The organism is Vibrio sp. OPT20, from assembly GCF_963889365.1.
GTDB classification, from domain to species: Bacteria; Pseudomonadota; Gammaproteobacteria; order Enterobacterales; family Vibrionaceae; genus Vibrio; species Vibrio splendidus.
Genome location: NZ_CAWPOA010000058.1, coordinates 128,953 through 141,724, shown reverse-complemented (window position 1 = coordinate 141,724; position 12,772 = coordinate 128,953). Strand labels below are relative to the sequence as shown.

Here is a 12,772-nt window from a genome sequence, read left to right as displayed (position 1 = left end):
TATGCTGTGGCTTTTCTTTTGGGGTATCAGATCTAATACTTTACCCATCTTCTCTTAGCGAGCCACTAGCCCCTTAATTAAGTAACCAATAGCTCACCGGGTTATCAGGGCACTGATAAGGACCACATTCGACAAATGTAGCAATAGCATTCAATGCCACCACCACGATTGCTAGTAAACACACAATCCGTCCAAAATTGCTCATTTTGTAGGGTTCATGGGACTCGGCCTTATTGGTTAGTATCAAGATCACGGCAACACCCAATATGGTTGCAGCGAACAACACGAAGGCCCAAGTGTAATAATGCATCCCAAAAATAGGGCTACCGTAACTAGGAGTGCCCGGAATCACGTGTAGGGAAACTTGTCTTAACGATGTGGCGACACCATACAAAGCGCCAATTAACACAACCCCATAGTGACGCTGTTGAGGCCCATAAACCACATTCAGCATGAAGCCGAACGCGACCATCACAAAGCCAATTCGTTGCAGTAAACACAATGGGCAAGGAAGTTCATTGAGGACAAACTGAAGAATAAAGCCGATCAACAAAACGGCTGTCATACCTAGCAGGCCAAGCGTATTCAAGAGAGTTAACTGATTTCGATTCATGCTAGCTCCTTACAATAAGATTGAGAGTGGATCAGTCGCATGATGATTGAACCAATACAAACCAAGGATCACTGAGCTAGCGAAAAAGCCATACGCAGCGGTCTTTGTACCAAAAAAAGCACATATCATCGCTACAAGTAATAACAAAAACAGTAAAGACATCATAAGGGGCATCCCCTCCTTATTTATCGAGTTCAGTCATATTGAACATCATAAAACACCCGCACCTACTTCCTTAGTCATTCACCTTAGGTGAACCAATGGATTACGGATTTAAAATCATCAACTTAATAGTTGTTAGTAACCTCCAAACTGTCAAGTTAGAAGCTATATGCTGATATCTATTCGAGCTAACCTCCCGATGTACACCGAACCCCAATACCGTACTTTGCTACACTGACATAGCGTGAGATGCTTAATTTGGCTGATATTTAATCGCTCCCATTGTGACTAGGAAGCTTGATGAAAAAACACCGTACTCGACTACTATTGGCCCTTCCCTTCACATGCCTTGTGTCTTCAAACACCAGCTTGGCAAGCTATACCATTGTGCTACCAAGCCAACATGAGAATGGGTTCAACTTACATGGCTCCCCCTTATCAGCCAGAGAGGTGATCGATTGGGAGGTCAACAATAGTGACTTAGTGTTTGGGGCTTACGCCGATAAAAATGATAACGAAAGCGTCAGCGCGATGGGTTATATGTACAACCAAAAATTGGATCTGAATTCAGGAAAATTAGAAAACGAAATTAGAAATGCCGCAGAGCGAAATAGCATTGATTACGAAGATTTTTTCCTACATTTTTCAGAAGACACGATTCTGGCAGAGCCTGATACGAGTCACGGTTCCAATACCACTTTAAATCGCAAACCTATGATTATCGGCTATACCGCTGATGAAAAGCACGCGGGCTTTGCTCTTTATCAACCACCACCTTGGGATGCCGATGTGTTTGAACATTTCGACAAAGGTGGCGCTCTCTACGTTTATCACTCTGAGAAATTCAATCACTTAGCATTTGAATTTTCACACTTTGCACAGGGCGGAGAGTTTCAGATTGAGTATCCATCATCGATAAACATTGAGGGCAAAGTCACGGTATGGTCTAACGTCGTTATAACGGAAGATAACACGAACAACATGACCCGAAACCAAGCCGTAAACTGGCGAGTCCCATCTAACTGGGTAAGAGCAAGCACTCACGATGGAAGTGGTCAGAGTTATGGTGGGGGTCAGTATTTTGGTTCTACGTTTATTCAAGATGGCGGGCGTTTATACGTTGTTAGGGTACGCTGGCAAGGGAACCAAAATGATATCCGCCCTCGCTTAAATCAAGTTCAATTGAATGACCATTTCCCGAGAATCGTACTCAAAGATCTGCAGACTTCAAAGACAGATTCACAACCACCAAACGAAACCAAGCATTGGCGCAAGATCCGTGGTTTTGACCAATCAGCCGATCTCGACCAAGACAACTATTTATCACCTTCTGAATATGAAAATAGGAACAACAAATTGGCTACGGCTCGATTTCGTTGGGAGTCTCGCGTCATTCCTTTCGGCCGAATGTGGAACCAAAACTCATCATGGTCATTGACCAACCTTGCTAACCCAGATCTACTGATGTTGATGCGAAACTACTATTACAAACATTGGGGGCAACAAGGGCTCAATGGCGCCTACAACGACGATACCAACAAACTCCTTGGCAGCAATCAATTTGAGGTTCATTCAGGAGGAACCATTCAAGAGCTTGGTCTTGTCGTAGGGTCTAATGAAGCGGACAAGCAATACAAGACGCACTTCGCAGCCTTTCTCAAACAGTTATCAGCTAACGACGATACTCTTTCAATTGGCCTTAATATTGGAACGGCCAACCTTTATGGCCGAAACGGGCAGTCACACTTAACTGACTCAGGAAACCTGTACTTTAGGGAGCACTACTTATTCCCCTCTACAGGCTTTAGTGGTTATGCCGGATTGTCTAAGTTTTGGGATAACTCAGCGTTAGCTAACACTGATTCAAACGTTATATTCCAAGCCACTACTCGCTATGGGCGCGTTCAATACCTAGGTAATAGCCAAGATAACTGGCAACAAGATAAGTATTCAACCCTCGCTATTTATTACCTCAGTTACCAGCCACAACATAGTTATTTTAACCAGTGGAATAGCAGTTATGTGTATGGCAGCGGCAATACTACCGAAGAGAATTTTTGGAAGAGTGGTGTGCCGAAAAACATGGCTTACCGACCGACACAACTGCTCAAGGTCGACCTAGGCTTTCCAGCCAACCGGATTCCGAATAAATTAGAACCCATTCCGTTAATGCTTTCGACCACACACTCAACACCCAGTGACTACACCATTGTCGGCGATTCAACCAAGCATCAAGTTGTGCATGCTGATCTTCCAAACGGTAAGGTTCAGCTGTTACCAACCTATACCTATTTTCTTTATCGTTCGGAAACAAACATCGTAGAGGGAGGCCCACAAGAGATGGTGCTCGCAAGAGAGTTTGAGCATGGTCGCGTACTCTTCCGCACCGATTTCTACGGTAAAAATCCAGACTTTTATTCAGCGCCTAAACTCAATATTCCATTAAACAAGCCAATGAGGCCCATAGATATGAATGGCAAGGTTGGTGAGTATGTGAAAGAAGTTAAGCTTGGGGGATATCAAGGGCTATTTCTGCTTTATTAGCCCCTTAGCCCCAAGTTCAGGGTATTAGCCATCTTTACACAACGGAATAAACACTTACCACTTTTCCTATAAATTATCGGTGACCGTTAGCGGCCTTTTTCCATCACACGCGCCTTTCTCAAGGTCGTAGACGGGGCTGGCTCCATGACTGCTCCACCGATGATCTTCCCTCGCTATTTTTCGATATTGCGTCGGCGTGACGCCAATGTACGTTTGGAAGGTTTCATAGAATCGGCTACTCGAATTGAAGCCCACCGTGAGTGAGATATCGAGAATGGTTCTGTCAGTATCACTCAGTAAAGCGCGAGCATGATTGATGCGCATCGCAGTAATGTACTGCTTGATGGTCATCTGCATCGTTCGTTGAAATACGTTCATTGCATAGTTGGCATGTAATCCAATATGTTCTGCGATATCTTTCACGGTTAATGGCTGGTTGTGATGCGTGGCGATGTATTCCAACATTTGGCTTACATAGAATTGAGAGTGTTTCGACACCCCTTTTGAGGTCGATTTGTCCTGTCGATTTACGAGCAGTTGTTGCCAACCATCAAGGCAGATTCGCTTAAGCATCAATCCAATTTCATCGATGGCCAACTGCTGGCGGCTTTCTGACGAATGCTTTATCTCTTGTACCCAACGGGCAATTTCAAATTCACTCACTAACGAACAAGAATTCGATTGCAACACACTACCGTGAGTTATCTGATTGACTAAATCTCGACTGAGAGTCCACGACATAAAATGATGAATCGGTATGTTGATGATCCCCATATTATGGCTTTGGCCGGGATTGGTGAGTCGATGAGGTACCGATGCCCAAAACAAGCCAATCGATCCGCTCTTAACCACGATTGGGCTGCCGTTAATGATGTATTCCACATCATCCCCAAAAGGAATATTCACCTCAATTTGACCATGCCAATGATAGCCGGGCATGGAGTGAGGAGCTCTGAGTTCGATATCGATTTTCTCATAGGAAGAATAGAGAGAAAGCGGGCTTACCGACACGGTCTCGGATGAGTACTTATCTAAAGTGATAATTCTCAGCGTATCAGGGGTTGATTGCGGCATATCTCGTTCCTTAGGAAATCGTATAAATGACTTTTAGCAGTTCCTCGATAATAAAACTCTGAAGGCGATCATGGTGCCGAAATACCCCATTTCATAAGATCAGCACAATGTGATTAGAGTCAGCATCTTAAGTGCAAAACTCGTTTCATTGCACAACCCTTCTCCTTAAAAGCCAGCAAGTTATCCCATTTCCTAAGATTTCCATTCAATGATTTAAAAATATTAGAAAACGGGAGAGCTATTTGATTATCTGAGACGAATCGATGTGGGTTCTAGGTGTAATTTGTCTGTATCAACAAAGAACTCAGAGAGATAAAGGATTCCACTATGCAAAGCCCTAAAATCACATTCATCGGTGCAGGATCAACCATTTTTGTTAAGAACATTCTTGGTGACGTTTTCCATCGTTCTGCACTACAAAACGCTCATGTCGCCTTGATGGATATTGATGAGACCCGTTTAGAAGAGTCTCACCTTGTCGTCAGTAAGTTGATGGAGTCATCAGATGCTACTGGCTCTATTTCATGTCACTTAAATCAAAAAGAGGCACTACAAGATGCAGACTTCGTTGTCATCGCTTTCCAAATCGGCGGTTATGAACCTTGTACAGTCACGGATTTCGAGGTGTGTAAACGCCATGGCCTGGAACAAACCATCGCAGACACACTAGGCCCAGGCGGTATTATGCGCTCGCTACGCACGGTCCCGCACCTTTGGAGCGTGTGTGAAGATATGACCGAAGTTTGTCCGAACGCCACTATGCTCAACTACGTCAACCCTATGGCGATGAACACGTGGGCAATGTACGAGAAATACCCGCACATCAAACAAGTCGGTTTATGCCACTCAGTACAAGGCACAGCAGAAGAATTAGCGCGCGACCTGGACTTAGACTATTCAGACCTTCGCTATACCTGCGCTGGCATCAACCACATGGCTTACTACCTCACTCTTGAGAAGAAAACAGAAAGTGGTGAGTACATCGATATTTATCCGGATCTACTTGAAGCTTTTGAGAGTGGCCAAGCGCCTAAACCGGGTATTTATCACAATGGTCGCTGCACAAATTTGGTTCGCTACGAGATGTTCAAAAAATTGGGCTACTTTGTGACTGAGTCTTCTGAACATTTTTCGGAATACACCCCCTACTTTATCAAGCCGAATCGCCCAGATTTAATTGAACGTTATAAAGTGCCACTTGATGAGTACCCGAAGCGCTGTGTCGAGCAAATTGCCGATTGGAAACGTGACCTTCAAGAATTCAAAACAGCTGACAAGATCACCGTTGATGAGTCTCATGAATACGCCAGCACCATCATGAATTCTATCTGGACAGGCACTCCGAGCGTCATTTACGGCAATGTGAAAAATGAAGCCTTGATCGACAACTTACCGCAAGGCTGCTGTGTTGAGGTCGCTTGTTTAGTTGATGCGAATGGTGTGCAACCGATCAAAGCTGGTCGCCTACCTAACCACTTGGCCGCATTAATGCAGACCAACATCAATGTTCAAACTCTATTAACGGAAGCCATCCTCACTGAAAACCGCGACCGTATTTATCATGCTGCAATGCTGGACCCACATACAGCCGCTGTACTTGGAATAGAAGAGATATACGCGCTGGTTGACGACTTGATTGCGGCTCATGAGGGTTGGTTACCAGAGTGGGTTAACAAGTAATTTCATACTAATAAAAAAATACAATAACGTGAATATTAGCGCCTTCTCACAGAGGAGGCGTAAGGAGTGGCAATGAGTATCTCTATGAATACCAAGCTAAGTTATGGCTTTGGGGCGTTTGGTAAAGACTTCGCAATCACCATCGTCTATATGTACCTAATGTTTTACTACACGGATGTAGTCGGTATTTCTGCCGCTACCGTCGGCACCATCTTCCTCGTCGCCCGTATTTGGGATGCGGTCAACGACCCAATTATGGGCTGGTTGGTCAACAATACGCGCACCCGTTGGGGCAAATTCAAACCTTGGATTTTAATTGGCACGCTCGCCAACTCTATCGTTCTACTCATGGTGTTTAGTGCGCATTACATCGAAGGTCCTTGGCTCATCGCCTACGCCGCTGTCACCTATATTTTGTGGGGCATGACTTACACACTAATGGATATTCCTTTTTGGTCGTTAGTCCCAACACTCACCTTGGATAAACGCGAACGCGAAGAGTTAGTCCCATATCCTCGCTTCTTTGCCAGCCTCGCGTGGATAGTAACCGCTGCCATTGCAATGCCCTTCGTCAACTATGTAGGTGGTGACGACAAAGGGTTTGGGTTTCAAATATTTACGCTACTGTTGATTGCCTGTTTCTTAGTCTCGACGTTTATCACACTGCGTAATGTCAAAGAACGCTATTCAACCGCGAACCTCGACACCACACAGCCTGAAGAAAAAGTATCACTGAAAAAGCTACTGTCACTTATCTACAAAAATGACCAATTGACCAGCGTTCTCTGCATGGCACTGTCTTACAACTTGGCGACCAACATCATCACAGCCTTCGCGGTTTACTATTTCACCTATGTTGTAGGCAACGAAGAGTTATTCCCTTACTACATGGCTTATGCAGGCATCGCGAACCTCATCACACTGGTATTGTTTCCTAAACTCGCAAAAATGTTCTCACGCCGTACTCTATGGGCTTGTGCGTCCACTTTCCCTATTTTAGGTAGTGCTGTTCTTATCTATGTGGGCATGTACGACAAACAAAGCATTCTGTTGATTTCAACGGCGGGTGTATTCCTACAAATCGGTACTGCCCTGTTTTGGGTACTCAACGTAATCATGGTGGCAGACACAGTCGATTACGGTGAGTTTAAGCTAGGTGCTCGTTGTGAAAGCATCGCCTACTCTGTGCAAACTTTGGTCGTAAAAGCAGGCTCTGCATTTGCCGCTTTCTTCATCGGCATCTCGCTCACTGCCGTCGACTATGTGCCTAACGTAGTGCAAAGCCCTGAAACCGTATTTGGCATGCAATGCATCATGGTCGGCCTACCTGCTTTCTTCTTTGCCATTGCGTTAATCATCTACTTCCGCTTCTATAAACTGAACGGTGCGTATCACCAACAGATTCAAGATCACTTAACCGAAAAATACGATCACATTACAAACGATGGCTCAAATAAAGGCGAAAACCACAAACCAACAGAACCGGTACAAGCTGTGTAAACGAGAAGAAACAGCAATTTATCATTGATAAAAAAAGGATACAAAAACAACAAAGCCTAGCGAGGGATCGCTAGGCTTTTTCAATTAGAAACACATAGGAATTCTCATTGAAGACGATAAAGGCGAAGGCGCCCTTACTTCAATGGGTCATTATCAGGCAGTGCTTTGTGAATCCATAGCGCCAAACGTTTTTTAATATTGGCACCATCAAGCTTATCATCAGGTAACGGTGTGATCTGATTTACCTCTACAAGGAACAAATACACCGCTTTAACCTTTATCGGTTGAGATGAATGTGGCAAATCAAAACCTTGTAGTTTTGCCATCTTAAAACCGACCTCAACTGCTTTTTTTACCAGCTTATCTTCATTAATGATCTTCGCGGTTTTCGACATATCATCTCCGTCATTTTTTTCGAACGAATGATGAGTATATCAAACAGAATTGCGAACGAGATTGCCGCGATCTCAAATCAAAAAATCTCTTTGATAAATAACATAAACCCCATCATAGACTAAAAATGATTCTAATTATGTAGACATTGACGAGACAAATAATGATAAGCAAACGGTCCCTTAATAGAACACTCAATAAATGAGACCTTCAGTCAAGAAACCAAAAATCGAACAATTTTTGACTTATCATCATAAAGAATACGGAATATTATGAATTATCATATAGATGGTAACTATTCTATCAACAAGCGATAACTTTATGTTATTTAATCAGTTTTATAACACAAAGGCCTAGATCATATTTACAGTCACCTGTAGTGAAAAATATATTTACAAAACACTCACTAGGGAAATAGAATAAACCCACTAATATTATACTGGTGTTAAAAATGCGTTACCTATGGGCTTCATTCTGTCATAAAAATCCAATCCCCGGTCGGATCGTTCATATCTTTATTATCTTGGTAGCGTTAGCTTCTATCGTCGTACCACTGGTTTCAAAAGACGCAACAACGATCTTAGTATCACTAGGTGTTGCTCTAGTATGTTTTGTGCTGTTTGTCTTCTTTGCGCTTGCCGATAAAATGCGTTCAGGTATGCATTAATCAGCTCTATATTCGCCAGCATTCTCTTTTCTAAACTTCATTATAAAATGCATGCGACCAAATACGGAAAAGCCCAACGTTATTAGCTTTGGGCTTTTTGATACCAGTAATCATTAACTCAGCAACACACTTAATATAAGTGTGCAAATTCTTCGATTCGACTCTTACCGCGCAATAATAAAAAGTTCAAAAAGCGGGATGCTGAAGTCGTGATTATTTTATCTTCTTCCACACCGTGCTTTTCAAGTAATGCTTTTACAAGACCCAAATGAGCAATCTCTTCACAGAAATGCGCATCAGAACCTGTAGAAAAGTAAACGCCAACTCGCTTGCCGATCTCGACAATTTTTGAGCATCGCACATCGCTTCCTTTTCGGCTCTTGCCTGTCAGTGACGTATTGTTCACTTCAATTACAACATTGTGCTCCTTTGCGCGCAGCAGAACCGCTTCCATATCGAACTTGTAGTTTGGGTTCCCTAAGTGCCCTAGTACATCAACTTTGCCACTCCTAATGACGTTGATTAACGCCTGTGTATGTTCTTGTTCTGTCGATGGCTTGAAACTGGCTCATGTAAGCTCGCAATCACCCAGTCTAAGTGTTGGTAAGAAGAGGGAGGAAGATCCAACTCTCCAGCAGTGTTCAGTGTGTTGGCTTCCACACCACGCAAGATACCTACATCGTGCAGAAAGCGGGGCAAAATCCTTTGGTTATTGAAAAACCAGTAGTGGGGGGGGATCCCGGCATTTCAGGAGCATGATCCGTTGTAAAAAGGAGTTTTAGCCCCTTATTTTTCGATGCCAGTGCATTTTCGATAATGGTGCTATAGGCATGGCCACTTGCCAATGTATGAGTATGGCTGTCGAGAACAATCTCCATTATGACCTTCTAAATTGTTTAATTGATTTGAAACGAACCGTCTTGACTCATGAAGAGTGTTAGGTCAGCAGGAATAGAATGGTCTAACACTTTATCGACGTTTTTTGAGTCTGAATTTTGATAGAACTCGACCGCCTCTTCTAATGTGGTACCTCCTCGCACCTTGCGGTTTACTAAGCGCTCTTCGAGGAACTTAGCGTCGGTGTCTATGAAGATGGTGAAATCAGCCAACTCATGCAATCCATTCCAAACTGGCTCGTTCAGTAACAACCAGTTGCCCTCAATCACGACAATGTCCTTGTCTACCGAGATTGCATCACCTACAGGATCATGAAGATTTCTATCGTAATACGGCCACGTAGTTTTTTTTACTTTCAGCTGTTTCAACTTATCGATCAACGAGGTTAGATTGAACGTTTCGTGAGAGCCTTTAATGGTACGGAGTTTAATTTTCTCTTCATCACGAACGATGTAGTTTGAGTCCAATATCTCATTGGGGTAATGAAAACCGTCAAATGGCAATACCTGAAGTGGCTCAACGTTGGTTTGTTGATGGGACAAGTGCTCCCAAAACGCGGCTAACGTCGATTTACCACTGCCAGGAGGGGCACAAAAAAGATAATCGTACGTTCTTTTTTCTACTCAAAAAGTCGCGTAAATTTTCCTACCAGTGGTTTATGAATCTGTTCAATATCTTTATCAGGGAATGCCGCTTCGGTTTCAAAGCCACTCACATTTAAGGAAACTTTCATGTTCAACCTTATCCTAATATCTCTTTCTCAATACTTTCCAACAAGTTCTCGCAACAGAGTTTCAGCACTGTTTTAATCAGCGATTCGTAACGTGTTTGAGTGAATGAATCGAATGGCGAGAGTTTTAATTGGTTAATTGAATCTAGATAAAAGCTGTCTTCCCCCTTGGAAAGGTTGGACTGATTACTGATGAAGTCATACACCATATCGTCATCAAACAGGAGCGCTTGAGACCACTTACTAGTGCAATCATACATTCCAAATATAAAGGTTGACTGGATTGAAGTTATGATAGTAATTTCATATAAAACAACAAGGAAAGGTAACATGAAAAAAACAATTTTGTTCATAACCGTTATATCTGCCAGTATTCCCTCTTATGCTAACGCTCAAGTCACACCAAGTATGTATACATACCTGGTGAATGCAAGTAAGAGTGCTAACAATCCTAATGGGAACAATCATATCAATATTAATGTCTTTGATGGCTATGGAGATAACTATGGTGACGCACCGAAAGTAACAGCAAAAATGCAGGGGGATAATAACTTTGAGATAGAGATCCAGAATATATTCCATGGCGTTGGGCTTTTTAAGAATAGTGTTGATAGCTATGGTCAGGGCACCGTTAATATCACTCCTGATGATTACAGCGACTTCTTCTACCACCAGTACACCCCGGAACTAAAGCTATACACTAGAGCGTTTGTTGCCGGAACAGCAAAACTTGAGAACAAGAACTCTGATGACTTCATCAAGTGTCAACTTGAAGGTGTATACGATGGACAAACAAAACTCTCCGCAAACGACTTCTCAATAAGCGATGACAAAGTGCTTACCAGCAGATTTACATGCCCATACAGCCATAAGACAAATAATGTGGCTTATGATCTCGAGTGGGGATATGGTGGGAATATTTTCACTCCAAACCCTGACAGAACACACCAACTTGACAAAGGATATCGGCTGATTTTCTTAGAAAGTCAGAATGTTATGTCATATCACAATTTACCTCTGAGAACGATTAAACCTGTAGTGTATATAAAATCTCCATTATCCGAGCTGAATGCTCGTTTCTTTACTCAATCAATGGGTCCCAATGCACACTTCACATATTTTGTGAGCCCAGATATCAATAACTCAGTACCAGTAATGCCGGAAAGAACTACCGTTATTAACTCTATTAAAGCTGTTTCCGACTCATTGCAGGCTCTTGGCTATGATTCCACTGCCGTAGAAGTTAATAATATCAATGATGCTAATCTTGTTATTCAAAAGAAAGCCATAGCACGCGGTTGGGCTAATTCACTTTGGGATACAAGTTTAAACAAACACGTTATTAATATAAGCTCCACTTATAACTCAGGTCTATTTCAAGGACAGACTAATAAGATAATTGCTCATGAAGTTGGCCACGCCATAGGTCTGTCACACCAGAAGGACGAGCTGTCAGGTGTTATGGTATTAAACAGAGCTTACCTTCCTGATGCAGCAAAGTTGGCGCCGAAGGAAAGCCATACCGGGTCATATACAAACAACATCTTCTCTTACGCTGATGCACAAGCGCTACAGGCTTTAACTGAATAATTGTAATCACTCGGGTCAGTTTTTCGCTAGCAAAACCTGACCCCGATAACTCAGTTCAGCTTCATAGGCCCGATATACAAAAGCCCAAAGTTGTTGGCTTTGGGCTTCGTTTTGGTTATTGACGTTATTTAATCAATCAGAAAACGAACAAGTTACTCCGGCATCACGACAATACCCATGGTTTCAAGCAGTTGCTCTTGCTGCCACGCAACAATTTTGATTCCTGTTGTATCCACTTTTCTTGGGTCCAACCCTTCTAATTCAGCATGACATAAATTAGCACCTTGCATACTGAATTGCCCCCATACTTCCTCCGAGAACACACCTCGGCTAAGATCAGACTCTTTCAGTGACGCGCCGCCAAGGTAAGTACCTATCCAACGGTTCTCAAACAGATCGCACTTCTCTAAACAAGCTTGCTCCAAGTTGGCGTAAGACAGGTTACAGCCCGTAATATACGCAGAGCAAAAATACATTCTATTGCTTACCTGATTGGCAAAGTTAGCACGAGTAAAGTTCGCCCCTTTCAAGTCACATTCACGTAGCTCAATACCATAGCAATTCGCGTTACTAAAATTCGCCATCGCCAACTGGCAATTCTGGAAGCTTGCATCTCGTAAGTCGGCAATATCAAAGTGGCATCCCTCAATATCGCCTTGCTCGATAAACTTACAGTTAATAAACGTTGCATCACGTAAGTTCGAACGTCTGAAATCACAACGGATAAACGTGCAGGCTGTAAATGTAAGCTCTGATAAGTCTTGCTGAGCAAAACTGTGGTGATGATAAGTGCTGTTATTGGTGTCCATTTAGCCCCCTAAAGAAATTAAGCTAAGACTATCATTGCGATCTCAAGAAAACACTAAATTAAAAACCAATAAAAACAGAAACTTAAAACACCCCAATTTAGCCATTTTAAGGC

At 42.8% G+C, this 12,772-nt stretch carries 10 protein-coding genes and 3 pseudogenes; 5 read left to right on the top strand and 8 right to left on the bottom strand.

All coding sequences use genetic code 11. From position 1 onward, the window contains the following. Positions 1-73: 73 nt before the first annotated feature. Complete coding sequence (locus AACR09_RS12780; protein WP_193835106.1) at positions 74-613, bottom strand: disulfide bond formation protein B; 540 nt, start codon at positions 611-613, stop codon at positions 74-76. Between the two features lie 9 nt (positions 614-622). After that, on the bottom strand, positions 623-778 hold the full coding sequence (locus AACR09_RS12775) for a DUF5993 family protein (RefSeq protein ID WP_004732395.1): 156 nt from the start codon (positions 776-778) through the stop codon (positions 623-625). A gap of 297 nt (positions 779-1,075) precedes the next feature. Between AACR09_RS12775 and AACR09_RS12770 the strand changes: the two genes are divergently transcribed. Further along, positions 1,076-3,319 carry a hypothetical protein gene (locus AACR09_RS12770; protein ID WP_193835105.1) on the top strand — a complete coding sequence of 748 codons (2,244 nt, stop codon included), beginning with the start codon at positions 1,076-1,078 and terminating at the stop codon, positions 3,317-3,319. A 66-nt stretch (positions 3,320-3,385) separates the two neighbouring features. On the opposite strand, the gene melR is transcribed toward AACR09_RS12770, so the two are convergent. After that, entirely contained in the window at positions 3,386-4,393 is a 1,008-nt protein-coding gene (gene melR / locus AACR09_RS12765; RefSeq protein ID WP_193835104.1) for a transcriptional regulator MelR, read from the bottom strand. Between the two features lie 327 nt (positions 4,394-4,720). Here melR and AACR09_RS12760 point away from each other — a divergent pair, with 327 nt between their 5' ends. Then, positions 4,721-6,073 carry an alpha-glucosidase/alpha-galactosidase gene (locus AACR09_RS12760; RefSeq protein ID WP_193835103.1) on the top strand — a complete coding sequence of 451 codons (1,353 nt, stop codon included), beginning with the start codon at positions 4,721-4,723 and terminating at the stop codon, positions 6,071-6,073. Positions 6,074-6,145: 72 nt separating this feature from the next. Beyond that, positions 6,146-7,573, top strand: coding sequence for a melibiose:sodium transporter MelB (melB, locus tag AACR09_RS12755; RefSeq protein ID WP_193835102.1), 1,428 nt, complete (start codon positions 6,146-6,148; stop codon positions 7,571-7,573). Positions 7,574-7,707: 134 nt separating this feature from the next. Here melB and AACR09_RS12750 read toward each other — a convergent pair whose 3' ends face one another. Continuing rightward, positions 7,708-7,968, bottom strand: coding sequence for a DUF5062 family protein (locus tag AACR09_RS12750; protein WP_004732406.1), 261 nt, complete (start codon positions 7,966-7,968; stop codon positions 7,708-7,710). Positions 7,969-8,417: 449 nt separating this feature from the next. Here AACR09_RS12750 and AACR09_RS12745 point away from each other — a divergent pair, with 449 nt between their 5' ends. Continuing rightward, a complete protein-coding gene (locus AACR09_RS12745) occupies positions 8,418-8,633 on the top strand; it encodes a hypothetical protein (protein WP_065607368.1) in 216 nt (71 codons plus the stop codon). 130 nt (positions 8,634-8,763) lie between these two features. On the opposite strand, the pseudogene AACR09_RS12740 reads toward AACR09_RS12745, so the two are convergent. The 3 pseudogenes from AACR09_RS12740 to AACR09_RS12730 form a co-directional block, all read right to left on the bottom strand. After that, a pseudogene (locus AACR09_RS12740) lies at positions 8,764-9,511 on the bottom strand (phosphatase). Positions 9,512-9,529: 18 nt separating this feature from the next. Then, positions 9,530-10,263: pseudogene (locus AACR09_RS12735) on the bottom strand (nucleoside/nucleotide kinase family protein). 8 nt (positions 10,264-10,271) lie between these two features. Further along, positions 10,272-10,520, bottom strand: a pseudogene (locus AACR09_RS12730) (MltR family transcriptional regulator); the annotation flags it as partial. A 70-nt stretch (positions 10,521-10,590) separates the two neighbouring features. Here AACR09_RS12730 and AACR09_RS12725 point away from each other — a divergent pair. Next, entirely contained in the window at positions 10,591-11,850 is a 1,260-nt protein-coding gene (locus AACR09_RS12725; protein ID WP_193835101.1) for a hypothetical protein, read from the top strand. 152 nt (positions 11,851-12,002) lie between these two features. On the opposite strand, the gene AACR09_RS12720 is transcribed toward AACR09_RS12725, so the two are convergent. After that, a complete protein-coding gene (locus AACR09_RS12720) occupies positions 12,003-12,659 on the bottom strand; it encodes a Qnr family pentapeptide repeat protein (protein WP_193835100.1) in 657 nt (218 codons plus the stop codon). Positions 12,660-12,772 lie beyond the last annotated feature (113 nt).